This is a genomic window from Blastochloris viridis (assembly GCF_001402875.1).
Lineage (GTDB): Bacteria > Pseudomonadota > Alphaproteobacteria > Rhizobiales > Xanthobacteraceae > Blastochloris > Blastochloris viridis.
On the sequence record NZ_CP012946.1, the window covers coordinates 392705 to 419484 of the forward strand.

Here is a 26780-nt window from a genome sequence, read left to right on the forward strand (position 1 = left end):
AAGGTCCGATCAGGCCCATTGAGGGCGTAGGAACGAAATCGGCGCCGAAACCAGCCGGCGCGTCAGGTCAGGAAGCGGCCTTGAGAGCCACGCCGCCGCGCCAGCTTGTGAGACGGCGAACCGCCTCCTCCAGCGTGTCGGTGGTCTTGGCGAAGCAGAAGCGGATGTGACTCTTCACGTCGCGGGCGCCGTAGAACGAGGAGATCGGCACCGCGGTCACGCCGGCCTCATGGGTCAAGCGTCGACAGAAGGCGAGGTCATCCCGGTCGGGGTCGAGGTCGCCGACCGCGGCGACGGCGAAATAGGTGCCGGCAACGTCGCCGACCTCGAATCCGGCGCCCCGAAGGCCGGCGAGCAGCAGGTCGCGGCGGCGGCCGAGGTCGGCGCGCAGCCCGTCGAAATAGCTGTCGGGCAGGGCGAGCCCGAACGCAACCGCGGCCTGCAGCGCCGGCGGCGTGGTGAAGGTGATGTACTGGTGGGCGCGCGCGATCGGGCCAAGCAGCTTGGCGTCCGCGGTGATGTAGCCGACCTTCCAGCCGGTGACCGAGAAGGTCTTGCCGGCCGAGCCGATCCGCACGACGCGCTCGCGCATCTCCGGGATCGCGAACAGGGTGCGGTGGCGGCGGCCGTCGAAGACCAGATGCTCGTAGACCTCGTCGGCGATGACGACGAGGTCATGCGCCAGCACGAAATCGGCGAGGCTGCGCAACTCGGCGGCGGAGAACACCTTGCCGATCGGGTTCATCGGAGTGTTGATGACGATGGCCCTGGTGCGCGGCGTTACCGCGGCGTTGAGCTGGTCCAGCGACAGGCTCCAATCGGGCGGGGTCAGGCGCACCGCCACGGGCACCGCGCCGGCCCGGCGCACGATGGGCGCATAGGAATCATAGGCCGGCTCCAGCACGATCACCTCGTCGCCGGTGTCGAGCAGGCCGAAGAAGGCGTCTGCCAAGGCCTCGGTGGCGCCGGAGGTGACCATCACCTCGCGCTCCCAGTCGACGTCGAGGCCGAGGTTGCGTTTGGCGTTGGCGGCGACCGCCTGGCGCAAAGCGGGGGTTCCCATCATCGAGGGGTATTGATGCGGGCCCTCGCGCATCGCTCGCGCCGCCGCCTCGATCACCTCCCGCGGCTCCAGCCCTTCCGGAAAGCCCTGGCCGAGATTGATCGATCCGGTTTCCGCTGCCAGTCGCGACATCGCCTCGAAGATGGTCGTGCCGGCGGCGCCGAAGATCGAATTTGCCATGGAATGTTCTCTGGACCTTGCCGCAGCAGCCGTGGCGTCCACCCGATCGCGGAATGCGGGGGTGATGTCGCGAGCCTTGATACCGAATTTTAGAGAGCACGGTCTGCCGTTTCAATCACCGCCCAGGAAACACATCTTCAATTTGTCGCGGCGATGGGAAAAGTCCTTCGAAATCTCGGGCGATTTCGGGGTTGTTCTTCCGCGAAGCCGGATCAAGCTGTTTCCGGCTGGCCCCTTCGGCTTTTCGAAATCACCTCGGTGACGGATCCTGGATCAGGGGGATTGTTCGGCGGCCGGATTGAGGGTCCCGGCCGGATCAGCCCGCAGCCGAATCGCGGGACGCGGCACGATGCCGCGGAGGGGCCGGGCCCGCCGGCACCGGCCCAGCGTTCGGGGGAAGTATTCTCCACCGCGGCCCTGTCGGACATCGTTCTTTTCTCACCTGGCGCGATCGGAGAACGGGATCGCTATTTGTGGTGCCACCGCCAAAAGTCCATTGTTTCAGCGCGGATCGCGCTTGACGCTCTGCGGCTTGCGCCCGATGCTTATTCCGTCCGCGGCTGCAGAAACCGCGGGCCGCGGTGATTTGAGTCAGCAGCTTGCGCCGCGACACCAAACGCTAAAGCGCCCCGGACATGCGTTCGTGGGACCGCGCCGAATGAGGTGTGCCATGATGCCCATGACCTGTTGTCGCTGACGGTTCCGTCGCGCCGCCGGCTGGTCCGGCTTCATCAATCCCGTTTCGCTGATCGCCGCCAGCCTCGCGGCGCATCGGAGTGTTCCATGAACGCACACACCACTGCGGTGCTGCGCGCGGACGACGCTGTTCCGCTGCCAGAGCCGCGACCGCCGGTGATCCGGCTCGACCGCGTCGGCAAGATCTATCGGCCGCGCGGCAATGCCGAGCCGGTCACCGCTCTCCATGACATTTCGATCGATGTCGGTGCTGGCGAGATTCTCGGCATCATCGGCCGCAGCGGCGCCGGCAAGTCGACGCTGGTGCGCATCGTCAACGCGCTGGAGCGGCCGACCGCTGGCCGGGTCGAGCTCGACGGCGTGGTGCTGTCCGAGTTGCCCGAGGCGGCGGCGCGCACGGCGCGGCGGTCGATCGGCATGGTGTTCCAGCATTTCGCGCTGCTCGCCCGCCGCACCGCTGCCGACAATGTCGCGCTGGCGCTGGAGATCGCCGGCTGGGCGCGCCGCGACATCGCCCCGCGGGTCGACGAGTTGCTCGATCTGGTCGGCCTTGAGGCGCAGCGCGACCGCTATCCGTCCGAGTTGTCGGGCGGGCAGAAGCAGCGCGTCGGCATCGCCCGCGCGCTGGCGGTGCGGCCCAAAGTGCTGCTGTGCGACGAGGCCACCTCGGCGCTCGACCCCGAGACCACCCAGCAGATCCTGTCGCTCATCGCCCGCATCCGCCGCGAGCTTCACCTCACGGTGGTGCTGATCACCCACGAGATGAATGTGGTGAAGTCGATCGCCGACCGCGTGGCGGTGCTCGACCAGGGCCGTGTGGTCGAGCAGGGCTCGACCTTCGAGGTGTTCGCGCATCCGCGCCACGACACCACCAAGAGCTTCGTCGGCTCGGTCACCGGCTCGCTGGTGTCGGACGAGCTGCGGGCCCGGCTGCAGCCCGAGCCGGTGGCGGGCGGTCGCACCGTGCTGCGCATCGTCTTCACCGGCCCCAACGCTGACGAGCCGGTGCTGTCCCGCGTCACCCGCCTGCTCGGCATCGACGTCAACATCCTGGCCGGCCAGATCGATCCGATCGCCGGCCGCTCGTTCGGCACGCTGATCGTTGCGGTGCCGGGCGAGCCCGTCACTGTCGAGGCGGTTCGCGCCGCGCTCGCCCGCCTCAACCTCTCGACGGAGATTCTCGGCCATGTCGCTTGAGCTGCCGTTCGATTTATCCGGCCTGCTGCTGTCGCCGGCCATCGTCGATCAGCTGATTGCCGCATTGCTCGACACGCTGTTCATGGTCGGCGTCGCCGGTCTGATCGGCACCGTACTCGGGCTGCCGCTCGGGGTGTTCCTCGCAACCTCGCGCAGCGGCGAGATCTTCGCCGCGCCCGTCACCAATTCGGCGCTGGGCGCGGTGGTCAATGCGACGCGCTCGACGCCGTTCATCATTCTGGTGGTGGCGATCATCCCGTTCACCCGCCTCGTCGCCGGCACCTCGATCGGCACCGCGGCGGCAATCGTGCCGTTGACCATTGCCGCGACGCCGTTCATCGCCCGCATCGTCGAAGGCGCGGTGCGCGAGGTTGACCCCGGCCTGATCGAAGCCGCCCGCGCCATGGGCGCCTCGCCGTTGCAGATCGTGCGCAAGGTTCTGGTGCCCGAAGCGCTGCCGGCGATCGTGCTCGGCCTGACGCTGTCGCTGGTTAGCCTGATCGGCCATTCGGCGATGGTGGGCGCGGTCGGCGGCGGCGGGCTCGGCGACCTCGGCATCCGCTACGGCTACCAGCGCTTCATGCCGGAGGTGATGCTGGCGGTGGTGGTGATCCTGGTGGCGCTGGTGCAGTTGGTGCAGAGCGCGGGCGATTCCCTGGCCCGCCGGCTCGATCGCCGCACCCGCCGCGAATGACCGCGCCGCCGTTCGTTTCCCCCGCCAACACAACAGCTGGACATCCGATCATGAAACGACTGTTCCTCGCCTCGGCCGTGGTGGTCGCGCTCGCCGCGCCGGCCGTCGCCGAAACCATCCGCGTCGGCGTCAGCGCCGGGCCGCACGCGCAGATTCTTGAGCAGGTGGTGCCGGAGGCCAAGAAGCTCGGGCTCGACGTCAAGGTGGTCGAGTTCACCGATTACGTCATTCCCAATCAGGCGCTGGCGCTGAAGGACATCGAGATCAACTCGTTCCAGCACGAGCCGTACCTGAGGAACCAGCTCGCCAAGACCAGCTGGAAGCTGGTGAAGGTGGCCGACACCATCGCCTCGCCGATGGGGTTCTACGCCAAGACGTACAAGAGCTTCGATGATCTGCCGCGCGGCGCCACCATCGCGATCCAGAACGATCCGACCAACGGTGCGCGCTCGCTGCAGTTGCTCGCCGCCCACGGCATCATCACGCTGCGCGAGGGCGCGGGCGTCACCGCTGGCGTCGCCGATATCGTCGGCAATCCCAAGGCCTACAAGTTCGTCGAGCTCGACGCTGCCCAGTTGCCGCGCTCGCTCCCCGACGTCGACGCCGCTGCGGTGAACAACAACTACGCCGTCCAGGCCGGGCTCGATCCGGTGCGCGATCCGATCCTGAAGGAAGCCGCCGACGGGCCGTGGGTCAACATCATCGCGGTGCGCGATGAGGACAAGGACAAGCCGTGGGTGGCGACCTTCGTGCGCGCCTATCACAGCGATGCGGTCAAGCAGTTCATCGCCACCGCGTTCAAGGGCGCCTATGTCGCGGCGTGGTGAGCGTGACGGCATGAAGCGCGGCCAGGTTGCGACCCGGCCGTCGCGGCCGTCGGCCTGATCGGCCAAGTAATTCCGATTTGTGGAAACTCGCCCGCACCGGCAGCAGCGTTCGCGAAAGATGCCCGCGCGGCGTGCGAGAACGAAAACCGGCCGCTTGGGCCGGAGGTTCGCTTCACGGTCGGGCGATGTCGCTGTCGCCTGCCGACCGGCGGCTTTGCGGGGCCGCGTTGCTGCGGCGGCCCCGGCCTCGGCCGGCGCCATCATGCGGCCGCGGGCATGCAGCACATCGTCATCATGCCGCAGCAGCACATCATCGGCATGCCGGCGGCCATCATGTTCATCATGCTCTTGCAGCATTCCATGAACATCTCCTTCGACATGCCGGCCATCGGCATCATCTCGCACACCATGCCGGTGTCGGTCATCTTGCAGGTCATGGTGGCCATCATCATCGGCATCATGCCGCCCATCATCGGCATCGAGTTCATCGGCATCATGCCGTTCATCATCGGCATCATGGGCATCGGCATCATGTTGCTCGTCATTGGCATCGTCGCGGCGGTGGCAGTCATGGTTCTCTCCCGTTCGTTTGGTTGAAGCCGCTCCAGGGCCTCAGGTCACGGCAACCGTACGCCGGCCGGGCTCTCACGCAATCGCGCGGCGTTGCCGCGGTTACGTTTCGTCCAGTAGCGGCAGCGCAACGGGGACGACGGCGGAGCGTTCGACCACGATAATGGAGAGGTGTCTGCTTCAGTGGAGGCGGCGACGGCGGCCCTGGCGCTGCGACGGCGCGGCGGACATCCTCGCCGCCGACGGCGAGGATGTCCGTGGCCGGCCGGCGATTATCCCCACACGCCGGTGCGGCGGTCCTCGACGCGCTTGGCCTTGTGGGTGGCGCGCGGCAGCGTGTCGGGTGGCAGCACGATGACGTCGGCCGACACGCCGGTCACCGACTTCAGCTTGCGCACGAAGCGGTGGGCGAGGTCGTGGTCGTGGCCGTTATAGCCGCGCACCTTCTCGACCTCGACGGTGAGGCGGTCGAGGTGGTTCACCCGGTCGACGATCAGGCGATATTCGCCGGTCAGTTCGTGGTCCTGCCGCGCCACCGCCTCGACGTCGCTGGGGAACAGATTGACGCCCTTGATGATCAGCATGTCGTCGAGCCGGCCGTGGATGCCGTCGAGCCGGAGCGCGGTGCGGCCGCATTTGCAGGGGGCGGGGTTGTAGGAGACGATGTCGCCGGTGCGGAAGCGCACCATCGGCCGTGCGGACTTCTTCAGCGTGGTCAGCACCATCTCGCCGCGCTCGCCCGGCTTCACCGGCAGGCCGGTGACCTGGTCGAGCACCTCGATCAGGATGTGGTCTTCCGCCCAGTGCAGGCCGTCCTTCTCCTCGCACATGCCGGCGCATGAGCCGAAGATGTCGGACAGGCCATAATAGTCGTAGACTGCGGCGCCCCACAGGTCCTCGATGCGGGTGCGGGTCTCAGGGATCGAGCCGCCCGGCTCGCCGGCAACGAAGATGCGCTTCACCGAGAGGTCCTTGCGCAGGTCGTAGCCTTCCTTCACCGCGGTTTCGCCGAGGTACCAGGCGTAGGATGGCGTGGTCCAGATCACAGTGGCCTGGAACTGCTTGAGGATGCCCAGCAGCCGCTCCGATGGCAGCGTTCCGGCGTGGATGGAGAGCGCGCCGAGCTTCTGGGCGCCGAGCACGCAGGGGCCGCCGATGAACAGCGACATGTTGAGCGAGTGGGCGTAGCGGTCATGCGGCCGCATGCCGGACGACCAGAACTGGCGCGCCTCATAGTCGATCCAGTCGTCGAAATCTCGCGCGGTGAACGGCGAGGCGGTCGGCACGCCGGTCGAGCCGGAGGAGGCGGAGATATAGACGATGTCGCGCTCGGGCACGGCGGTGAGGTCGCCGAACGGCGGTACCGCGAACTGGCGGTCGCGCAGTACGCGCTTGTCGATGAACGGGAAGCGGCGGATGTCGTCGAGCGTGTTGATCTGGTCGGGGTGCGCCTTCGCAGCGTCGAACGCCGAGCGGTAATAAGGCGAGCGAGCGTAGGCGTGAGCGAGATGCTGCTTCAGCAGCGCGAGCTTGAGGCGATCCCAGTCCTGGCGGCTTTGGGTTTCGAGCTTGGCGTCCCAGTACGGGCGGTCGTCGGCGTGGCTCATGTCGTGCAGTCCTGACGCGAGCGCAACCCGGCGCGGCCCTGCTGCGCCGGGGATGCGGGCAGGCGGGCGCAATGAGTTTGGGTCGGCTCGGCTGTTACGGTGGTGCCGGAAGGATGTTCTCGGCAGAGACAACCACAGCCGTCATCGAGTTCAAGCCGATATCGCGGGAGGCCTATAAATAAGCATAAAATAACTCGGAATCAAAATGCCGTAGAAAATGAATACATAGAAATGGCTTGGTGTGGAATTGTTGTTCCTTGATACTGTCGCTGGATGGGCGCGCCGCGTGATCGCGGAAACAGCAGCACCGAAAAAGCCGTGATCGGGCGAGGACATTTTGGCGTCGGACGACGGACCGCAAGCCTGATCGGGCGGCCCTCGTGTGAGGCAGCAAGGTGCGCGTCGAGCAGAAAACCCTGCCGGAGGATGGCCTCGGGCAGGGTTTCGGCGTCAACGCTGGCTGCGGTCACAGATTGCGGGCGATGACGATGCGCTGGACGTCGCTGGTGCCCTCATAGATCTGGCACACCCGCACGTCGCGATAGATGCGCTCGACCGGGAAGTCCTTCAAGTAGCCGTAGCCGCCCAGGGTCTGGATGGCGCCCGAGCACACCGCCTCCGCCGTCTCCGACGCGAACAATTTCGCCATCGACGCCTCGGTGAGGCAGGGCAGGCCGGCTTCGCGCAAGGATGCCGCGTGCAGCACCAACTGCCGCGCCGCGGCAAGGCGCGTGGCCATGTCGGCGAGGCGGAACGCCACCGCCTGGTGCTCGATGATCGGCTTGCCGAAGGTGACGCGCTCCTTGGCATAATCGCGCGCGGCCTCGAACGCGGCCCGCGCCATGCCGACCGACTGCGACGCGATACCGATGCGGCCGCCTTCAAGGTTGGCCAGCGCGATCTTCAGCCCCTCGCCCTCGGCACCGAGCCGAAGCTCGGCGGGAATGCGCATGTCGTTGAAGGCGAGCTGGCAGGTGTCGGAGGCGTGCTGGCCGAGTTTTTCCTCCACCCGCACCACCTCGTAGCCGGGGGTGTCGGTCGGCACGATGAAGGCGGTGATGCCCTTCTTGCCGGCGGCAGGGTCGGTGACGGCGAAGGTGATGATCAGCTGGCCGTTCTTGCCGGAGGTGATGAACTGCTTCGAGCCCGACAGCACGTAGTGGTCGCCGTCGCGGCGCGCGCGGGTGCGCAGTGCCGAGGCGTCGGAGCCGGCCTGCGGTTCGGTCAAGGCGAAGCCGCCGATCCATTCGCCGCTGGCGAGCTTCGGAAGGAAACGCGCCTTCTGGTCGTCGGTGCCGAACTTCAGGATCGGCATGCAGGCGACGGACGAATGCACGCTGACGATGGTCGAGCAGGCGCCGTCGCCGGCGGCGATCTCCTCCAGCGCCAGCGTATAGGCCACCATGCCGGTGTCGGAGCCGCCATAGGTTTCCGGCACCAGCATGCCGAGAAAGCCGAGTTCGCCCATCTCCCTCAGCTCGGCTGTGGGGAAGGCATGCGCGGCGTCGCGCGCCGCGGCGGTGGGCAATAGCCGCTCGCGGGCGAAGTCGCGCGCGGTGTCGCGGATCTGGCTCTGGATGTCGGTGAGGATCATTGAATTCGATTCCGGCCCAACGGCGCGGCTCCCGTCTTCCCTCTCCCCTTGCGGGAGAGGGTGCCGAGCGATCGTAAAGATCGCGAGGCGGGTGAGCGACTGTCTTTCTGGTCAAGCGGTTCGCCATGGCTGTTTGTCTCTGAGGATGGCGTTGAGGATGACGAGGAGGCGCCTGGCGACGGCGACGAGAGCGAGCATCTTGGGCTTTCCGGCGTCGAGGAGGCGGCGGTAGAAGGTTTTCAGGACGGGGTTGTACCGGCTGGCGACCAGCGCGGCCATGAACAGCACTGTTCTGACGGTCGAGCGACCGCCGCCGATGAAGCTGCGCCCCTTCCAGGACCCGGACTGGCGGGTGAAGGGGGCGAGCCCGGCGAGGGCGGCGATCTTCTTGCGGTCGAGCGTTCCCAGCTCGGGCAGCTCGGCGAGGAGCGAGCGCGCCACGATTGGCCCGACGCCGGGAACGGAGGACAAAAGGTCCTCGGCCTCGCGCCAGGCGGGCGAGCTGCGGACGGCGGTGTCGATGTCGCGGTCGATCTCGGCGAGTTCCTTTTCGAGGGCCTGGATGAGGCGCTCGATCGATTGGCGCACGCGCGCGACGGCGGTATGGCGCAGGCGCTGGCGCTCTGCGCCCATCATCTCGACGATCTGCCGGCGGCGGGCCATCAGCGCGGCGAGACGGCGCGTCGCCTCGTCGGGCATCGGCCGCACCTCCGGCGCGGTGGCCGCGGCGAAGTGGGCGATCACCGCGGCGTCGATCGGATCGGTCTTGGCGCGCTTGCCGAGGGCGCGGGCAAACGCACGCACCTGGGCGGGGTTGACCACCACCACCGGCAGGCCGGCCGCAACCAGCGCTGCGGTGACGACCGCCTCAAAGCCGCCGGTCGCCTCCAGGGCGACGAGGGCGGGGGCGAGCGCCGTCAGGCGGTGGCAGAGATTGGCGAGGCCTTCGCCGTCGCGCGGGACGGCAAACGCCTCGCCCAGGGGGCGGACATGGACATCGAGGCGATCCTTGGAGACATCGATACCGACGGTGATCTGTTCCGACATGACCCGACCTTGCCGAAGCGAGCTCGTGCGGCCCTGGCGACTGTCCGGGTTCGAAGGAACGACGGGTGGGGCGCCGATCTCACCCACGGTCTCGGACGACCCAGGGGTTTGCGGGCTCCCACCCGTCACCGCACCCGGTAGCTTACCCGATCGCGGCGCATTCAAGTTACAAGGGGTGAAATCGAGCCGGCTTGAAGTTACCCCTCACCCGGCTCGACCTCGCTTAGCTCGGTCTCGCCACCCTCTCCCGCAAGGGGAGAGGGGAAGAACGCTGCTCCCGTTCGGCCGGGTTTCGAGCCGATCAATCGACCCAACAGGGTTGCAGGTTCAGCTCAGCCGCTCGATGGCCACGGCGGTGGCTTCGCCACCGCCGATGCACACCGCGGCGACGCCGCGCTTGAGGTTGTACGTCTCCAGCGCCGCCAGCAGCGTCACCAGGATGCGTGCGCCGGAGGCGCCGATCGGGTGGCCGAGCGCGCAGGCGCCGCCATGGACGTTGACCTTGTCGTGCGGCAGGCCAAGATCGTGCATCGCCGCCAGCACCACCACCGCGAACGCCTCGTTGATCTCGAACAGGTCGACGCCGGCGAGGTCCCAGCCGGTGCGCTCCGACAGCGCGCGCATGGCGCCGACCGGCGCGGTCGGGAACAGGTTCGGCGCGTGGGCGAAGGTGGTGTGGCCGACGACGGCAGCCAGCGGCGCGAGGCCGCGCTTCTCGGCCTCCGAGCGGCGCATCAGCACCAGGGCGGCGGCGCCGTCGGAGATCGAGGAGGAGTTGGCCGCGGTCACCGTGCCGCCGTCGCGAAACGCCGGCTTCAGCGTCGGGATCTTGTCGAGCCTGGCCTTCAGCGGCTGCTCGTCGGTGGCCACGGTGCGCTCGGCCTTGCCCACCTTCACCGTCACCGGCGCCACCTCGCGGGCGAAGGTGCCGTCGGTGATCGCGGCCTGGGCGCGGGTGAGCGAGGAGATGGCGAAGTGGTCCTGCACCTCGCGGCTGAACTGATAGCTCTCAGCACAATCCTCGGCGAAGGTGCCCATCAGTCGGCCCTTGTCGTAGGCGTCTTCCAGCCCGTCGAGGAACATGTGGTCGAGCACCCGGCCGTGGCCCATGCGATAGCCCGACCGGGCGCGGTCGAGCAGATAGGGCGCGTTGGTCATGCTCTCCATGCCGCCGGCCACCGCCACCGACGCGCTGCCGGCGAGAAGAAGATCGTTGGCCAGCATGGCCGCCTTCATGCCCGAGCCGCACATCTTGTTGACGGTGGTGCAGCCTGCCGCCAGCGGCAGGCCGGCGCCGAGCGCCGCCTGCCGGGCCGGGGCCTGGCCCTGGCCGGCGGGAAGCACGCAGCCGAACAGCACCTCGTCGATGGCGTCGTGCTTGAGGCCGGCGCGCTCGACCGCGGCCTTGATGGCGGCCGCGCCGAGTTGGGGGGCGGTGGCGTCCTTCAGCTCGCCCTGGAAGCCGCCCATCGGCGTGCGCGCAGAGCCGACGATGACGACGGGATCGTGAGCGGTCATGAAAGTCCTCCCGAGACTCGGATTTTTCTATTGGTTCGTTTCGAGGGTCAGCGCGCGGCCATCCGCAGCGCGCCGTCGAGCCGGATCACCTCGCCGTTGAGCATGGTGTTCTCGCAGATGTGCCGCACCAGCGCGGCGAACTCGGCGGGCCGGCCCATGCGGGGCGGAAACGGCACGCTCTTGCCCAGCGCGTCCTGCACCTCCTGCGGCATGCCGGCCATCATCGGCGTTTCGAAGATGCCGGGCGCGATCGCCACCACGCGGATGCCGAGGCGTGCAAGTTCGCGCGCCACCGGCAGCGTCAGCGCCGCGACGCCGCCCTTGGACGCGGCGTAGGCGGCCTGGCCGATCTGGCCGTCGAACGCCGCCACCGACGCGGTGTTGACGATGACGCCGCGCTCACCCTCGCCGTCCGGCGCCTGCTTGGCGATGGCGTCTGCGGCGAGACGGATCATGTTGAAGGTGCCGATCAAGTTGATGTTGATGGCGCGGGCGAAGCTCTCCAGCTTGTGCGGACCCTCGCGGCCGACAACCCGCTCGCTCGGCGCGACCCCGGCGCAGTTGACGAGGCCGTGGAGGTGGCCGAACGCCTCAAGCGCCAGCGCCACCGCGGTGGCGCCGTCCTCGGGCTTGGTGACGTCGGCGGCAAGAAAGCGAAAGCTCGGGCCGAACTCCGCTTCGAGCGCGGCGCCGGCGGCCTGGTTGAGGTCGAGGCCGACCACCTTGGCACCGGCACCGACCAGGGCGCGGGCGCTTGCGGCGCCGAGCCCGGACCCGGCGCCGGTGACGAGAAAGACACGATCTTGAATGTTCATGGCTTTGTTTTCGCTGCTCAAGCCGCGCTGTCGCCGGCGTGAGTGGCGGCCTCCTTGGCCTGTTCGACCTCGCGCTTTCTCAGCACGAAACGCTGAAGCTTGCCGCTCGGTGTCTTGGGCAGTTGCTCGACGAACTCGATCTCGCGCGGGTAAGCGTGAGCGGACAGGCGCGTCTTGACATATTGGCGCAATTCCTCGGCGAGGTGCTCGGTCGGCTCGACGTCGGCGGTCAGCACCACATAGGCCTTGACGATCTCGGTGCGCTCGGGGTCGGGCTTGCCGATCACCGCCGCCTCGATCACCGTAGGGTGCTCGATCAGCGCGCTTTCGACGTCGAACGGACCGATGCGGTAGCCCGACGAGGTGATGACGTCGTCGGCCCGGCCGACGAAGCTGATCGAGCCGTCGGGCTCCAGCTCCACGGTGTCGCCGGTGCGGTAATAGCCGCCGGCGATCGCCGGGGTCTCCTGCTGCCAATAGCCGCCGAACCACAGCAGCGGCGAGCGGGCGATGTCGACGGCCAGGACGCCGGGGACGTTGGGCGGAAGCTCGCGGCTGTGCTCGTCCAGCACCGCGACGCGGTAGCCGGGCATGGCGAGGCCGGCCGAGCCGGGGTGCACAGGGTGGCGCAGGCGGTGGTGGTTGTTCACCACCATCCCGAGCTCGGTCTGGCCGTAATGGTCATAGATCGGCGCGTCGAGGTGCTCGCGGAACCAGCGGATCACCTCCGGGTTCAGCGGCTCGCCGGCACTGCTCACCGCGCGAAGCTGGCCCTTCACCGGCGCGGCTGGGGCCGGCCCCGCCGCGATCAGCAGGCGATAGGCGGTCGGGGCGCCGGCGAGGTTGGTGATGCCGCGGCGCTTGATCACGCCGTAGGTGCTTTCGGCGTTGAACGGCCCCTCGTAGAAGGTGGTGGCGTGGCCGAGCAGCAGCGGCCCGGTAACGGCGTAATAGAGGCCGTAGGCCCAGCCCGGATCGGCGATGTTCCAGAAGATGTCGTCCGGCCGCAGGTCGACCGCGTCGCGCATATAGGCATAGAACGCCGGCAGCGCGTCGAGCGGCACCGGCACGCCCTTGGGCAAGCCGGTGGTGCCGGAGGTCGACATCATCAGGAACAGGTCGGTGCCCTTGCGCAGCACCGGCTCGAACGCGGCCGACTTCGCCGCGATTTCGGCGCGGAAATCGATGTCGCCGAGCGGCACGCTGTCGCCGGGGCGGGTGACCACCGCCACAGGCGGGCAGTCGGCGATGTCGGCCAGCTTGGCGCGGTTGGCGAGGTCGGTGACCACCAGCTTGGCACCGCTCATCTTCAGGCGGTGCTCGATCGCCTTGGGGCCGAACGCGGTGAACAGCGGCTGGTAGACCGCGCCGGCGCGCCAGGTGCCGAGAATGGTGGCCAGCAGTTCGGGCGTGCGCGGCAGCATGCCGGCCACCGCGTCGCCGGGCTTGACGCCCCGCTCGACCAGCAGGTTGGCGACGCGTGCCGACAACTCCTTCATCTCCGCGAAGGTGTAGCTGGCGGAGCGGCCGTCGTGGCTTTCCCAGGCGAGCGCGACGCCGCCGGAGGCGACATGACGGTCGCAGCATTCGACGCAGACGTTGATGCCGGTGGCGAAGTTGCCGTCGAACAGGCGTTCGAGGTGCTCGCGGCGGAAGGCCGCCGCCGCCTCGGCGTAGTCTTCGATCCCGGTGGCCGGACGGCCCGTCTCAGTGCTCATCGTGCTTCTTCCCTTGCCCTTTTTGATTGATTTTATGCGGGCGGCTCAATCGGGTTGGTTTCACCGAAGCCGATTGAACGGTGGAATTCTGTGGCAATCCAGGACCAAAGTGACCTAAGTTCGTGGTCGATTTTGCCATGTCAGCGCGGCGAGCCAGCGATGGAGCGGCGGACGATTTCGCCCATGTTCGTCGACGAGGCGGTGGACTGCCTCAGGCGCTCGGACATCTCGCCGGGGCCGGTGCTGGCCTCGGTCGGCCTGCCGGAGGTGGTGCGCGAGCGGGTGTCGGCTGAGCAGTACGGCGCGTTATGGCTGGCGGCCGCAGCGGCGATGGATGACGAGTTTTTCGGCCTCGGCGGGCGGCCGATGCGGCCGGGCTCGTTCACGCTGCTGTGCCATGCCGTGGTCCACGCCGGCACGTTGGAGCAGGCGTTGCGGCGCATGCTGCGGTTCCTGCGGGTGACGCTCGACGATCCGCGCGGCGACCTGGTGGTGGACGATGGCATCGCCACCATCGTGCTCCACGACCGCGGGTCGCCGCGCTCTGCTTTCGCCTATCGCACCTTCTGGATCCTGGTGCACGGCGTCGCCTGCTGGCTGGTGGGCCGCCGCCTGCCGCTGCGCCGGGTCGATTTCGCCTGCGGGCCGCCGGCGTTCGCCGCCGACTACCGCTTGTTCTTCGGCGCGCCGGTGCGGTTCAGCCAGGCCGAAAGCGCACTGGCGTTCGATGCGGGTTTTCTCAAGCTGCGCACCGCCCGCACCGAGCGGGCGCTGCGCGAGTTTCTGCGCGGAGCGCCGGCCAACATTCTGGTGCGCTACCGCCACGACGCCGCGCTCACCGGCGCCGTTCGCACCACGCTTCGGGCGCGGCCGCCGACGGCGTGGCCGAGTTTCGAGGCGCTGGCGAAACAGATGCGGATACCGGCCTCCACCTTGCGCCGTCGCCTTCGGGCCGAGGGCCAGACCTACCAGACCATCAAGGACGAGATCCGGCGTGCGCTGGCGATCCGCTGGCTGGCGGAGAACGAGAAGGCGGTCGGCGACATTGCCGCCGACCTCGGCTTCGCCGAGCCCAGCGCCTTCCACCGCGCCTTTCGCAAATGGATGGCGAAAAGCCCCGGCGCCTTCCGCCGCGAGGCGCGGGCGGGGTGATGCGAAACGTCGCTCGGGCCGGGCGGATTTCGTATGAAATGCAAGAATGTACGTTTGCAGACCGGCTGCCACCGTCGCGGAACCCGCCAATGGTCCGCTTGGCCGCAACGAAGCGGTGGTAACGGTGCGCCATATGGCATCCGCTGCGGCGGCTGCTGATATTACTTCGGCAATCCGCAGCGGGCGTAGACGGCGGCGCCGAGCCGCTCAAGGCGGCGGCGGGCCGCGTCGCTGCGCTCGCCCTCGCGCGGCGGGGTGTGTTGGGCGATGACCCGCGCCACGCAGCCGCTGGCGCGGACGTCGCGCCCCGACGTCTGCAGCCCGCGCATATCGGGATCGTCGTCGGCAACGGCGGTGGCGGCGAGGAGCGCCAGCGGTGCAACCAGCGCCAATCGCAGCGTCACGACCGAGGGCCGCGGGCGGCAAGATCCTCGGCTCTCGCCCAGAACACCTCGCCCTCGCTGGTCTCGGTGTCGAGCCACAACAGCGCGAGGTCGGGATAGGCCGCTTCGACCGCGGTGCGGCCGCGGCCGACCTCGCACATCAGCGCGCCGCTTGCGGTGAGGAAATCGGCGGCCTGATCGATGATCCGCCGCACCACGTCCAGGCCGTCGCTGCCGCCGTCGAGGGCGAGACGCGGCTCGTGCAGCGCTTCCAGCGGCAGGCTCGCCATGCCCTCGGCGTCGACATAAGGCGGGTTGGTCAGGATCAGGTCGTAGCTCTGGCTGTTCACCGGCGCGAACAGGTCGCCGCGGTGGAGCGCGATGCGGTCGGCAAAGCCGCTGCCCTCGATGTTCTGCGCGGCGACCTCGGCAGCCTCGGGCGACAGTTCCACCGCGTCGATGATGGCGTTGGGAAAGAGGTGGGCGGCGAGGATGGCGAGGCAGCCCGAGCCGGTGCAGAGGTCGAGCACGCGCTCGACCGCGTCAACGTCGGCGATGAGGGCGCCGTCGGGGCCGAACAGGTCCTGCCGGAACAACAACTCGCCGATGAAAGAGCGCGGGATGATCACCCGCGGATCGACCGCGAACGGCACGCCCTGGATATAGGTGCGGCCGACGAGATAAGGCGCCGGCGTGCGCGTCGACACGCGCGTCTCGATCAGGCCGAGCAGGCGGGCTCGTTCGCTCCGGGTCAGGCGGGCGTCGAGCCAGGGCGAGATGTCGTCGATCGGCAGGCGAAGCGATTCGAGAATCAGGAACGCCGCCTCGTCGAGCGCGGTGCCGGTGCCGTGGCCGAACACCAGCGGGGCCGCATTGAAACGGCTGACGGCGTAGCGCAGCAGATCGCGCACGGTCAGAAGATCGTCGGCGGCGGCGGCGATTTGGTCGGCGTCGGAGTGTTCGGACACGATTTTTGCAGCGGTTCTGTCGGTGACCATTGCCCGATACCGTCCAAACCAGCCGGGCGCAAGGCAAAGATGGTGGCTAGCGCTGCGATCGGCCATCCTGCCAACGGCAAGACACGGCGGGACGTTTCGGCCGCGGATTTTACATGCGAACGCCGGCCCAAGGGCCGGCGTCTCCAACGCCTTAGATCGATCGCCAAGCCTTTCGCCATAAGGTGGCCGGCCGATCGGGCCGGCAAACTCTCTGGGCTGTCAGGCCGGACCTCGCGCAGCCTCGCGGGCGGCGGCCTACTCGCACACCTCGATGCGGCGCACGGTCCAGCCGTAGCCTTCCACCCACACCCGGCGCTTGGCGACGTAACAGGGCGGCTCATCGATCGGGTCGTCGTAATACACCCGGCGCGGCGGATCGGCGTAATAATAGGTCGGCGCGGCGTTGGCGGCCGCAGCGCCGAGCATGGCGCCGGCGGCGAGCCCGAATATCGCACCGGCGGCGACGGCGCCGCCGCGGTCGCGGGCTTGGGCGGGGGCCGGGGCGAGGGCGGTCGTGGCAGCGACCAACCCCGCGCAGGCGAGCGTCGTGAACGCACACTTCATGGCGATCTCCTCACGCTCCAAAGCGGGGACCATCCCCGGGGGGCGATTCAATCTAGTCCCGGAGTCTTGCCCAGAGATTACGACAAAACGTCGGCGAAGCTCCGGCCGCGACGCGGTGTTCCTGCGGCGCCGGTGGTGTTGCCGCGGCGAGGCGTTGCGGCACGCCTGGGCATTGTCACGGCGGATAACCGTCGGTTAATCCGCGCCGTCCTCATCCAGCGGGTCGACCAGCCGGGTCGCGCCCCACGTCGTCAAGGTTTCATTGGTCGGGTCGGCGACGAAATACCTTGCGGCGTCGCGGTCGTAGCCGTCGGCCAGCAGCGCGTCATAGTCGGTGTAACGGTGACGGATATGCGAGGTCGCGGCGAGCCACACCGCGATGGTTGGCGGCAGGCCGCGCAGCCCCGGCGCCGACAGTGCGCGCTGGAAGATCGCCTCGGCGTCGGCGAGCGGCACCAGCGGCAGAAGCTCGCGCAGCGCTTTGCGCAGCGTGCGCTGGCGCTTGGTACCGGCGGTCATGGCGCAGCCCGGTCGCGGTGATGGGGTTTGATGTCGAGCAGCGCGGTGCCGTCGACGCAGCCGAGCCCGCGCACGGTGAGGATGCGGCCGTCGACCGCGAGCAGCGGGCAGAGCGACAGGGCGATCGGGTTCGGCCGCACCGGCGAGCGCAGGGCGAAAGCGCCGCGCAGCTCGGGCCGGTGGCGCGGCCGCTGCACCAGCACGGTGCGCGGCGACAGGTGCATCCAATAGAGCACGTGAAGGTGGGACGCCGCCTCGATGCCGCGCAGGGCGGCGGCGTAGCGTTCGAACACCTCGACGGTGCAGATGGCGTCGCTGTCGGAGCCGCTGCGCGGACAGTCGGCGCGACTGGCGAACGGCGTGTGGATTCGGCCGACAAAATAAATGCCGGCGTCGAACGACGCCGGCAGATCGATTGCAATTTCCCCCTCGCGGGGGCCGGGTCCTTCAGTCATCGCCATCACACCGTCGCGGGCGACGAAGGCTCGCCGCTCGCGGCCGGTTCGGCAAGAGGGGTTTCGTCAATCACGAAATCCCCGGTCCCGGTGTCGGTCGGACCCTCAGAACGAGATGCCGAGCTTGAGCTTGGCTTCGTACTGGTTGAAGTCGGCGAGGTTGATGTCGCCCATGCCGAGGTAGTCCTCGGACGACTTCTCGCTGCCGGCGACCTGCACCGCCAACGCGCCCGACAGTGCCACGTTCTCGGAGATCGACCACAGGAAGGTCGGGCCGACGAACCACGCGTCGCCCTGCGCCTCGTCGAACCAGGCGCCGGCATAGGCGTGGCGGTAGCTGCCTTCCACGCCGATGAAGAAGTTCTCCGACGCCTGCAGGGTCAGCGCCGCCGAGGTGATGAAGGTCGACTCCTCTTCGCTCGGGGTGACGTCGACCCAAGCCGCCTCGTGCACGAAGTTGAGGGCGAGGAACAGCCGGTCGGGGATCAGTACGGTGTCGAACAGAATCTTGGAGGCGAGGCTGGTCTCGTCGTGGCTGTTGCTGTCGCGATACAGGTTGCCGCCGTCGTCGAAGATGTGGTTGCGGTCGCGCACCCGGCCCCAGCCCGGCTCGAACACCAACGTCATGCCGACGCCGGCCTGGGCGCGGCCGAGCAGCTTGAACTTGGCCTCGATGGCGCCGCCGATCGCCTCGCTCTTGGCGTCCTCGGGGCTAAACGCGGTGGTGGCGTGTTCCATGCCGAAGCTGATGGAGGGGCCGAGCTCGATGCAGGGCACGAAGCCGAACGACAGCTGCACCTTGCCTTCCGAGCCGGTGAGCGAGCCGCTGCGGGTGCCGAACGCGCCGCCGTACTCGAGGCCGAGGGCGAGCGAGCCGGGGGTCGCCACGTCGGTGCCACTGGAGAAGCCGAAAATGTCCGGATTGACCTCGGTCACCTCCTTGCAGAGCTGCGGTTCGGCTGCCGCCACCGGCGCCTTCGCCCGCAAATCTGCCGCCTGCGCCGTAACCGGCAGCATCGCCGCTGCCGCCATCAGAATCGCCGTTCCCCGAATGCCCATCAAACTGAATCCCCTGCTTGGAACTGTTATAGTATTACATTTTACCGCGCCGCCGAATCCTCAGCAACGGCAGGGGGACATGCGGAGGCGATAATGCGAACGATTCGCCAAGTTTGCCGATAAATGTTGCCGATACGCAACAGTTCGGGTGCCGACCCGCCGCAATTCGCAGGTGTTCGCACGTAGTCCCGGTGGCTGAAGGGTGGAGCTGGAATGTCGGCGCGGTGGTCGGATGCGACCGGGCGCGGGCACCGTCAGCGAATCGCCAGACCGCGCAGCCAGCGCCGAACCGACGCATTGAAGCGCCCGATTGCCTCAATGTCGACGCGATGCCCGAAACAGGCCCGTGCAACGATCAGGATGTTGTGCATCGCCGTCTCCAGAGGCATCCGAACGGGGATCGCCCAGGGTGCCTCCCAGCAGGACCGAGTGTGGCAAGGTCGCTTGAAGGTGGTATGACGCTGACGGTCGCGGACGGCGAAATACGGTAACGCGACGTGGGTTTAACCGTGATTTCGCGCGGCGCCGGCCGCCACTCGGGGTGCGGCATCGGCTGGCGGTGCCGCGGCACCTTGACATCCGGGCTACCTCGCATAAAGATATGTTTATGTCTTTTTGGGAGCGGTGATGGCCGACACTCTGTCCTTTCAGCAGGCGCTCGACGGCCTCAAGGCGGCCGGCGAGGCGACGCGGCTGCGTCTGCTCGTGCTGCTCGCCGAGGCCGAACTGACGGTGACGGAACTGGTCGATATCCTGCGCCAGTCCCAGCCCCGCATTTCCCGCCATCTCAAGCTGCTGGCCGAGGCCGGCCTGGTCGACCGCTTCCGCGAAGGCGCCTGGGCGTTCTACCGCAAGGCCGGCCGCGGTCCCGGCGCGCGGGCCGCCGACGCGCTGCTCGGCCTGGTCGATCCGGCCGATCCGGTGGTGGTGCGCGACCGCGCGCGGCTGACCGAGGTACGGGCGGCGCGCGCCGCCGCGGCGCTGGCCCATTTCGCCCGCCTCGCCCCGGAGTGGGACCGCATCCGCTCGCTGCACGTCTCCGAGGACGCCGTCGAGCAGGCGGTGGTGGAGGCGGTCGGTGCGCGGCAGGCCGACACCCTGCTCGATCTCGGCACTGGAACCGGCCGCATGCTGCAGTTATTGGCGCCGAAGGTGCGCCGCGCCGTCGGGCTCGACGCCAGCCACGCCATGCTGGCGATCGCGCGGGCCAACCTGGAGAAGGCGGGCCAGCGAAATGTCGAGCTGCGCCAAGGCGATGTGTTCGCGCCGCCGTTCGGTCCCGCCGCGTTCGACCTCGTGGTGGTGCACCGGGTGCTGCACTATCTCGACGATCCGGCCGGGGCACTGCGCCAGGCGGCGGCGCTGGTCGCGCCGGGCGGGCGGCTGCTGGTCGTCGACTTTGCGCCGCACGGCCACGAGTTTCTGCGCGCCGAGTTCGGCCACCGCCGGCTGGGCTTCGCGCCCGAGGAGGTGGCCGGCTGGATGGCCGCGGCCGGCCTCGAGGTCGAGCCCGAGCGCGCGCTCCAGCCGCCGGGCGGCGCGGACGACAAGCTTACCGTTCTTTTGTGGGTCGGACACGATCGGCGCACCGCCCGCTCCGAAACTTCGCGCCGGGAGGTTGCCTAGATGACCGGTTCGTCCTCACGCCCGTCGCGGTTCACCGGCGGGCCGGGCATCAAAGTCTCGTTCGAGTTCTTCCCGCCCAAGACCGCGGAGATGGACCTGCAGCTGTGGGAGTCCATCACGCGTTTGGCACCGCTTGGCCCCGACTTTGTCTCGGTGACGTATGGCGCTGGCGGTTCGACCCGCGCCCGCACCCACGCCATCGTCAAGCGCATCGTCGATGACACCTTGCTCAAGCCGGCGGCGCACCTCACCTGCGTTGCCGCCACCTGCGATGAGATCGACGCCGTGATCGGCGACTATTGGGCGGCCGGAGTCCGCCACATCGTGGCGCTGCGCGGCGACCCGCCGGCCGGTCCCGGTAGCCGCTACGAGCCCCACCCCGGCGGCTACGGCTGTTCGGCCGACCTCGTCGCCGGCATCAAGCGGATCGCCGACTTCGAGGTGTCGGTGTCGGCCTATCCCGAGAAGCATCCCGAGAGCGGCTCGATCGACCTCGACCTCGACGTGCTCAAGGCCAAGATCGACGCCGGTGCCGGCCGCGCCATCAGCCAGTTCTTCTTCGACAACGCCCATTTCCTGCGCTATCGCGATCTGGTTGCGGCGCGCGGCATCTCGATCCCGATCGTGCCGGGCATCCTGCCGGTGCTGAACTTCAAGCAGGCCAAGAGCTTCGCCGAGCGCTGCGGCACCGAGATGCCGGGCTGGCTGGCGCGGCGGTTCGAGGGGCTCGACGACGACGCCAAGACCCGCCAGCTCATCGCCGCGGCGGTGGCGGCCGAGCAGGTGCTGGACCTGGTCGACCACGGCGTTACCGAGTTCCACTTCTACACCATGAACCGGGCCGACCTGGTCTATGCCGTTTGTCACCTGCTTGGCCTCCGGCCCGAGGCGGCGCAGGCGGCGGCGTGAGCGTTCCCATATAATGGGGGCAGGAATTCGGGAGATCGCCATGGCCGAGCCGGACAATCTGGTGCTGTCGCTGCTGCGGGACCTTCGTAGCCGTATGGAGGCGAGGTTCGACAAAGTCGATGCCAAGCTCGCCGAGCATGACCTGAAGTTCGAGACGATCGAAAAGAAGATTGAGGGCGTCAAGCAGGCGGCGTTCGGCGAGTCGGTGCTCGGCCGCTATGCCGCCGCCGAGGTCGAGGAACGCCTCGCCGAGATCGAGCGTCGCCTTCAGGCGCTGGAAACGCGCTCCTGACCATAGCTTTATGTCATTACGCTGCCGCCGCCGTGAGCGCGGCGGCCGATCGAGGTTCTATCATGGCCCAGACGCCCGCTCCGTCCTCCGCCCGCGCCCGTCTTAATGAGGCGGCGCGCCAGCGCATCCTGGTGCTCGACGGCGCCATGGGCACCATGATCCAGCAGCTCAAGCTGACGGAAGCCGATTTCCGGGCCGAGCGCTTCAAGGACTGGCCGCAGGACCTGAAGGGCAACAACGACCTGCTCAACCTGACGCGGCCGGACGACGTGCGCGCGGTGCACCTCGCCTATTTCCGCGCCGGTGCCGACATGGTCGAGACCAACACCTTCTCCTCCACCACCATCGCCCAGGCCGATTACGGCATGGAGGCCTTGGCCTACGAGCTGAATCGCGAGGGCGCCCGGCTCGCGCGTGAAGCGGCCATCGCCGCCGAGGCCGAGGACGGCCGGCCGCGCTTCGTCGCCGGCGCGCTGGGGCCGACCAACCGCACCGCCTCGATTTCGCCGGACGTCAACAACCCCGGCTTCCGCGCGGTGAGTTTCGACGATCTGCGCATCGCCTATGGCGAGCAGGCCCGCGGCCTCATCGACGGCGGCGCCGACATCCTGCTGGTCGAGACCGTGTTCGACACCCTCAACGCCAAGGCGGCATTGTTCGCGATTGACGAGGTGCTGGCCGAGCGCGGCATCGACGTGCCGGTGATGATCTCCGGCACCATCACCGATCTCTCCGGCCGCACCCTGTCCGGCCAGACGCCCACCGCGTTCTGGTATTCGCTGCGCCACGCGCAGCCGTTCTCGGTCGGGCTCAACTGCGCGCTCGGCGCCAAGGAGATGCGCGCGCACATCGCAGAACTCGGCCGCGTCGCCGACACCTTGATCTGCGCCTATCCCAATGCCGGCCTTCCCAACGAGTTCGGCCTCTATGACGAGAGCCCGGAGGCGATGGCGGCGCTGATCGCCGAGTTCGCCGAGTCCGGCCTCGTCAACATCGTCGGCGGCTGCTGCGGCACCACGCCGGACCATATCCGGGCGATTGCCGATGCCGTCGCCGGCAAGGTGCCGCGGCAGGTGCCGACGATCGAGCCGCTGCTGCGCCTCTCGGGCCTTGAGCCGTTCACCAAGACCGACGCGATCCCGTTCGTCAATGTCGGCGAGCGCACCAATGTCACCGGTTCGGCGCGCTTTCGGCGGCTGATCAAGGAGGGCGATTTCACCACCGCGCTCGCGGTGGCGCGCGATCAGGTCGAGAGCGGCGCCCAGGTCATCGACGTCAACATGGACGAGGGCCTGCTCGATTCGGAAGCGGCGATGGTGACCTTCCTCAACCTCGTCGCCGCCGAGCCGGACATCGCCAAGGTGCCGGTGATGATCGACAGCTCCAAATGGACGGTGATCGAGGCCGGGCTCAAGTGCGTTCAGGGCAAGCCCATCGTCAATTCGATCTCGCTGAAGGAAGGCGAGGAGGAGTTCCTGAAGCGCGCCGGTCTGCTGCGCCGCTACGGCGCGGCGGCGGTGGTGATGGCGTTCGACGAGACCGGGCAGGCCGACACCTACCAGCGCAAGATCGAAATCTGCCGCCGCGCCTACGATCTCCTCACCGCGCACGGCTTTCCCCCCGAGGACATCATCTTCGATCCCAACGTGTTCGCGGTGGCGACCGGCATCGACGAGCATGCCGGGTATGGCGTCGATTTCATCGAGGGGACGCGCTGGATCCGAACCAACCTGCCGCACGCCCACGTTTCGGGCGGCGTTTCGAACCTGTCGTTCTCGTTCCGCGGCAACGAGCCGGTGCGCGAGGCGATGCACGCGGTGTTCCTCTATCACGCCATCAAGGTCGGCATGGATATGGGCATCGTCAATGCCGGCCAGCTCGCGGTCTATGACGACCTGCCGGCCGAGCTGCGCGAGGCGTGCGAGGACGTGGTGCTGAACCGCCGCGCCGACGGCACCGAGCGCCTGGTGGCGCTGGCCGAGCGCTTCAAGGGCACCGGCGCGAGCGTGGCGAAGGAAGCCGACCTCGCCTGGCGGTCGCTGCCGGTCGAGAAGCGGCTGGAGCACGCGCTGGTTCGCGGCATTACCGATTTCATCGAGGCCGATACCGAGGAAGCCCGCACCAAGGTCGAGCGCCCGCTGCACGTCATCGAAGGCCCGCTGATGGCGGGCATGGGCGTGGTCGGCGATCTGTTCGGCGCCGGCAAGATGTTCCTGCCGCAGGTGGTGAAGTCGGCCCGCGTCATGAAGCAGGCGGTGGCCTATCTGATGCCGTTCATGGAGCGGGAGCGGCAAGAGCGCGGCCAGAGCGGCGACTCCTCGGCCGGCAAGATCGTGCTCGCCACCGTCAAGGGCGACGTCCACGACATCGGCAAGAACATCGTCGGCGTCGTGCTCCAGTGCAACAATTTCGAGGTGGTCGACCTCGGGGTGATGGTGCCGGTGCAAAAGATTCTCGACGCCGCCCGCGAGATCAAGGCCGACATCATCGGCCTGTCCGGCCTCATCACCCCCTCGCTCGACGAGATGGTGACGGTGGCCGCCGAGATGGAGCGCCAGGGCTTCGAGGTGCCGCTGATGATCGGCGGCGCCACCACCAGCCGCGTCCACACCGCGGTGAAGATCGCGCCGCAATACGAGCGCAGCCAGGCGGTCTACGTCACCGACGCCTCGCGCGCGGTCGGTGTCGCCGCCTCGCTGCTCAATCCGCAGACCAAGCTCACCTACATGGCCGAGCTTCGGGCCGAGTACGCCAAAGTCGCCGAGGCCCACGCCCGCGGCGCCATGCGCAACGAGCGCCTGACGCTGGAGGCGGCGCGGGCCAATCCGTTCCGGCCGAACTTTGCCGGCTACACCGTCGCGCCTCCGAGCTTCCTCGGCGCACGGCTGTTCGAGGATTTCGATCTGGCCGAGATCGTGCCGTTCATCGATTGGACGCCGTTCTTCCACGCCTGGGATCTGAAGGGCCGCTATCCGGCCATCCTCGACGACGGCAAGGTCGGGCCGGCGGCGCGGGCATTGTTCGACGATGCCCAGCGCATGCTGGAGACGATCGTCAACGAGAAATGGCTGACGGCGCGGGCGGCGGTCGGGTTCTGGCCGGCCAACCGCATCGACGACGACATCGTGCTGTTCCGCGACGACAGCCGCTCCAACCCGCTGGCGACGATGCACACGCTGCGCCAGCAGATCGTCCGCCGCGACTCCGAGCGCGCCAATGTCGCGCTCGCCGACTTCGTGGCGCCGCTGGAGAGCGGCATTGCCGATTATGTCGGCGGCTTCGTCGTCACCGCCGGTCTCGGCGAAGACGCCAGAAGCGCGGCGTTCAAGGCGGCGCACGACGACTATTCGTCGATCCTGTTGAAAGCGATCGCCGACCGGCTGGCGGAAGCGTTCGCCGAGCGCATGCACCTTGAGGTGCGCCGCCAGTTGTGGGGCTATGCCGCGGACGAGGCCCTGTCGCCGGAGGATATCGTCGCCGAGCGCTATCGCGGCATCCGGCCGGCGCCGGGTTATCCGGCCCAGCCCGACCACAGCGAGAAGGCGACCTTGTTCGAGCTGCTGGGTGCGGAGAAGATCGGCGTCAAGCTGACCGAGAGCTTTGCGATGTGGCCGGCGTCCTCGGTGGCCGGGCTCTATCTCGCCCATCCGGAGGCGCACTATTTCGGCATCGCGAAGGTCGAGCGCGATCAGGTCGAGGACTACGCCCGCCGCAAGGGCTGGTCGGTGGAGGAGGCCGAGCGCTGGCTGGCGCCGGTGCTGAACTATCCGCCCGGTCCGCGGCGCAGCGCGGCGTGAGCGCCGCCGTCGTCGTCGTCCGGTGGCCGGACGGTCCGGTTGGCGCCCGATTCGCCGAACGGCCGGGCCGCGCGGCGCGGCTTCTCCCTCGCACCGTGCTGGAGAGGGTGGCGGGCGATCGTTGGATCGCTCAGTGGGCGATGTCGGCGGCGTTTGGGCTTGGCCTTCCGCCGACGCCGGCCCGCCTCCTCAGCATGAGGCCGAAAAAGGTCGGCCTTCAGGGCTCGGGTATCACAGCATTCGCAGCAGAATGGCGCCGATGAAAGCTACAGCGGTTCCTGTGGCCAGGATGTTCAGCTTGCCGGAAATGTCCACGTGTCACCTCCCGCTGATTGACCTTCGACAGGATACCCAAAAAATCGGACCGGTCGAAACAAATCGATGGCTGCGGTGCAGCAAAGACTGCGGCAACTCGCCGTAAAACGGTGCTGAACCTCGGATTATGCCGATAGGTGAGGCCGAGTTATTTTGCGGCGCAACATGAAAGCGCGCCGGTCGTGCGCGGCGCAACGCCCGATAGGTTGAGGATTCCTCAACCATATCGACGGCATTCTCCGCGCATGTTGCGTTCAATTCTCCGGATCGCGGCGGCGATGGCCGTCGCCAGCGTGGTGTCGAGCTGCGGGCTGAGCATGTTCGAGCAGCGCGAGCCGTGGCGCACCGAGGCCGAGATTGCCTGCGTGGCCGAAGGCGCGGTGACGCCGAGCGAGCAGGTGCGGCTGGTGTCGGAAATCAACGGCTCGGGCACCTGCGGCATGACCAAGCCATTCAAGATCTCGGCGCTGGCCGATGGGTTCGTCGCGCTCAAGCCGCAGGCGACGCTGGCCTGTCCGATCGTCCCGCAGCTTCAGGCCTGGATCGCCGAGAGCATCCAGCCGGCGGCGATGCGCTGGTTCGGCCAGCCGGTGGTCGAGGTCCGGCAGATGTCGGCCTATTCCTGTCGCAACCAGAACGGCCAGGCCCACACCCGGATTTCCGAGCATGCCTTTGGCAACGCGCTCGACATCGGCTCGTTCAAGCTGGCGGACGACCGCGTGGTCTCGGTGCGCGACCATTGGAGCCGCGGCACGCCGGAGGACAAGGGCTTTCTGCGTGAAATCGCCGGTGCAGCCTGCAAGCGCTTCACCACCGTGCTCGGCCCCGGCTCCAACGTGTTCCACTACGACCACATCCATGTCGATCTCGCCCGCCGCAAGTCGCGCGACATCTGCAATCCGGGCGTGCTGCCGACCGGGCCCTCGCCGGCCGATCTGATCGTGCGCAAGAGCCCCGACGGTCCAGTGCCGGCCGGAGCTGCGGCCGACATGATGCCGACCGGCTCGATCCGCGCTGCGGCGCCGCTGCCGCCGCGCCGGCCGACCGAGCGCCGAGCGCTTGACGAGGAGATGCCCGGCGGGCGGCTGGCGACGGCGGTGCCGGGAGCGGACTGAGCCGGCGACCGGGCGACGCCCTGCGCCGCCGCCGATACCGGGCGCGGAGGTTCGAGCGCCGGCGGGCGGC

Annotated in this window: 23 protein-coding genes; 10 read left to right on the top strand and 13 right to left on the bottom strand. The window is 68.3% G+C overall.

Annotated elements, in window-relative coordinates; translation table 11 throughout:
• Positions 1 to 67: 67 nt before the first annotated feature.
• Positions 68 to 1243, bottom strand: coding sequence for an aminotransferase (locus BVIR_RS01800; protein ID WP_055036171.1), 1176 nt, complete (start codon positions 1241 to 1243; stop codon positions 68 to 70).
• 783 nt (positions 1244 to 2026) lie between these two features.
• Between BVIR_RS01800 and BVIR_RS01805 the strand changes: the two genes are divergently transcribed.
• From BVIR_RS01805 to BVIR_RS01820, 4 genes are all read left to right on the top strand, one after another.
• The gene (locus BVIR_RS01805; RefSeq protein WP_055036172.1) at positions 2027 to 3136 is read left to right on the top strand and encodes a methionine ABC transporter ATP-binding protein; all 1110 of its coding nucleotides are present in this window, start codon (positions 2027 to 2029) and stop codon (positions 3134 to 3136) included.
• Positions 3126 to 3830 carry a methionine ABC transporter permease gene (locus BVIR_RS01810; RefSeq protein ID WP_417852038.1) on the top strand — a complete coding sequence of 235 codons (705 nt, stop codon included), beginning with the start codon at positions 3126 to 3128 and terminating at the stop codon, positions 3828 to 3830. The genes BVIR_RS01805 and BVIR_RS01810 overlap by 11 nt, the downstream gene beginning before the upstream one ends.
• A gap of 50 nt (positions 3831 to 3880) precedes the next feature.
• The gene (locus tag BVIR_RS01815) at positions 3881 to 4657 is read left to right on the top strand and encodes a MetQ/NlpA family ABC transporter substrate-binding protein (RefSeq protein WP_055036173.1); all 777 of its coding nucleotides are present in this window, start codon (positions 3881 to 3883) and stop codon (positions 4655 to 4657) included.
• Positions 4658 to 4933: 276 nt separating this feature from the next.
• The gene (locus BVIR_RS01820) at positions 4934 to 5254 is read left to right on the top strand and encodes a hypothetical protein (RefSeq protein ID WP_055036174.1); all 321 of its coding nucleotides are present in this window, start codon (positions 4934 to 4936) and stop codon (positions 5252 to 5254) included.
• Between the two features lie 245 nt (positions 5255 to 5499).
• On the opposite strand, the gene BVIR_RS01825 is transcribed toward BVIR_RS01820, so the two are convergent.
• The 6 genes from BVIR_RS01825 to BVIR_RS01850 form a co-directional block, all read right to left on the bottom strand.
• The gene (locus BVIR_RS01825) at positions 5500 to 6834 is read right to left on the bottom strand and encodes a phenylacetate--CoA ligase family protein (protein WP_055036175.1); all 1335 of its coding nucleotides are present in this window, start codon (positions 6832 to 6834) and stop codon (positions 5500 to 5502) included.
• Positions 6835 to 7300: 466 nt separating this feature from the next.
• On the bottom strand, positions 7301 to 8428 hold the full coding sequence (locus BVIR_RS01830; protein ID WP_055036176.1) for an acyl-CoA dehydrogenase family protein: 1128 nt from the start codon (positions 8426 to 8428) through the stop codon (positions 7301 to 7303).
• Between the two features lie 111 nt (positions 8429 to 8539).
• Entirely contained in the window at positions 8540 to 9475 is a 936-nt protein-coding gene (locus BVIR_RS01835) for an IS110 family RNA-guided transposase (protein WP_055036118.1), read from the bottom strand.
• 327 nt (positions 9476 to 9802) lie between these two features.
• Positions 9803 to 10993 carry an acetyl-CoA C-acyltransferase gene (locus tag BVIR_RS01840; RefSeq protein ID WP_055036177.1) on the bottom strand — a complete coding sequence of 397 codons (1191 nt, stop codon included), beginning with the start codon at positions 10991 to 10993 and terminating at the stop codon, positions 9803 to 9805.
• Between the two features lie 47 nt (positions 10994 to 11040).
• Positions 11041 to 11808 (bottom strand): 3-hydroxyacyl-CoA dehydrogenase, encoded by a 768-nt coding sequence (locus tag BVIR_RS01845; RefSeq protein WP_055036178.1) that lies wholly within the window; start codon positions 11806 to 11808, stop codon positions 11041 to 11043.
• A 17-nt stretch (positions 11809 to 11825) separates the two neighbouring features.
• Positions 11826 to 13526 carry an acyl-CoA synthetase gene (locus tag BVIR_RS01850; protein ID WP_055036179.1) on the bottom strand — a complete coding sequence of 567 codons (1701 nt, stop codon included), beginning with the start codon at positions 13524 to 13526 and terminating at the stop codon, positions 11826 to 11828.
• 159 nt (positions 13527 to 13685) lie between these two features.
• Here BVIR_RS01850 and BVIR_RS01855 point away from each other — a divergent pair, with 159 nt between their 5' ends.
• Entirely contained in the window at positions 13686 to 14678 is a 993-nt protein-coding gene (locus tag BVIR_RS01855) for an AraC family transcriptional regulator (RefSeq protein ID WP_055036180.1), read from the top strand.
• A gap of 161 nt (positions 14679 to 14839) precedes the next feature.
• Here BVIR_RS01855 and BVIR_RS01860 read toward each other — a convergent pair whose 3' ends face one another.
• From BVIR_RS01860 to BVIR_RS01885, 6 genes are all read right to left on the bottom strand, one after another.
• Positions 14840 to 15082, bottom strand: a complete 243-nt coding sequence (locus tag BVIR_RS01860; protein WP_060832939.1) for a hypothetical protein — start codon at positions 15080 to 15082, stop codon at positions 14840 to 14842.
• Positions 15079 to 16059, bottom strand: a complete 981-nt coding sequence (gene prmB / locus BVIR_RS01865) for a 50S ribosomal protein L3 N(5)-glutamine methyltransferase (RefSeq protein WP_082416559.1) — start codon at positions 16057 to 16059, stop codon at positions 15079 to 15081. Before prmB ends, BVIR_RS01860 begins: the two co-directional genes overlap by 4 nt.
• Positions 16060 to 16314: 255 nt before the next feature.
• Complete coding sequence (locus BVIR_RS01870) at positions 16315 to 16623, bottom strand: hypothetical protein (protein WP_055038607.1); 309 nt, start codon at positions 16621 to 16623, stop codon at positions 16315 to 16317.
• A 195-nt stretch (positions 16624 to 16818) separates the two neighbouring features.
• Entirely contained in the window at positions 16819 to 17142 is a 324-nt protein-coding gene (locus BVIR_RS01875) for a DUF2293 domain-containing protein (RefSeq protein WP_055036182.1), read from the bottom strand.
• Positions 17139 to 17597 (bottom strand): tRNA (N6-threonylcarbamoyladenosine(37)-N6)-methyltransferase TrmO, encoded by a 459-nt coding sequence (gene tsaA / locus BVIR_RS01880; protein WP_055038608.1) that lies wholly within the window; start codon positions 17595 to 17597, stop codon positions 17139 to 17141. Before tsaA ends, BVIR_RS01875 begins: the two co-directional genes overlap by 4 nt.
• A gap of 105 nt (positions 17598 to 17702) precedes the next feature.
• Positions 17703 to 18656 carry a hypothetical protein gene (locus BVIR_RS01885; protein ID WP_145911898.1) on the bottom strand — a complete coding sequence of 318 codons (954 nt, stop codon included), beginning with the start codon at positions 18654 to 18656 and terminating at the stop codon, positions 17703 to 17705.
• Between the two features lie 627 nt (positions 18657 to 19283).
• Here BVIR_RS01885 and BVIR_RS01890 point away from each other — a divergent pair.
• The 5 genes from BVIR_RS01890 to BVIR_RS01910 all read left to right on the top strand — a co-directional run bounded on the left by BVIR_RS01890 (position 19284) and on the right by BVIR_RS01910 (position 26710).
• Positions 19284 to 20282 carry an ArsR/SmtB family transcription factor gene (locus BVIR_RS01890; RefSeq protein WP_055036184.1) on the top strand — a complete coding sequence of 333 codons (999 nt, stop codon included), beginning with the start codon at positions 19284 to 19286 and terminating at the stop codon, positions 20280 to 20282.
• A complete protein-coding gene (gene metF, locus BVIR_RS01895) occupies positions 20283 to 21191 on the top strand; it encodes a methylenetetrahydrofolate reductase [NAD(P)H] (RefSeq protein ID WP_055036185.1) in 909 nt (302 codons plus the stop codon).
• A gap of 40 nt (positions 21192 to 21231) precedes the next feature.
• Complete coding sequence (locus tag BVIR_RS01900; RefSeq protein WP_055036186.1) at positions 21232 to 21483, top strand: hypothetical protein; 252 nt, start codon at positions 21232 to 21234, stop codon at positions 21481 to 21483.
• 62 nt (positions 21484 to 21545) lie between these two features.
• Entirely contained in the window at positions 21546 to 25280 is a 3735-nt protein-coding gene (gene metH, locus BVIR_RS01905) for a methionine synthase (RefSeq protein ID WP_055036187.1), read from the top strand.
• Positions 25281 to 25873: 593 nt separating this feature from the next.
• Complete coding sequence (locus tag BVIR_RS01910) at positions 25874 to 26710, top strand: extensin-like domain-containing protein (RefSeq protein WP_055036188.1); 837 nt, start codon at positions 25874 to 25876, stop codon at positions 26708 to 26710.
• Positions 26711 to 26780: the final 70 nt, after the last annotated feature.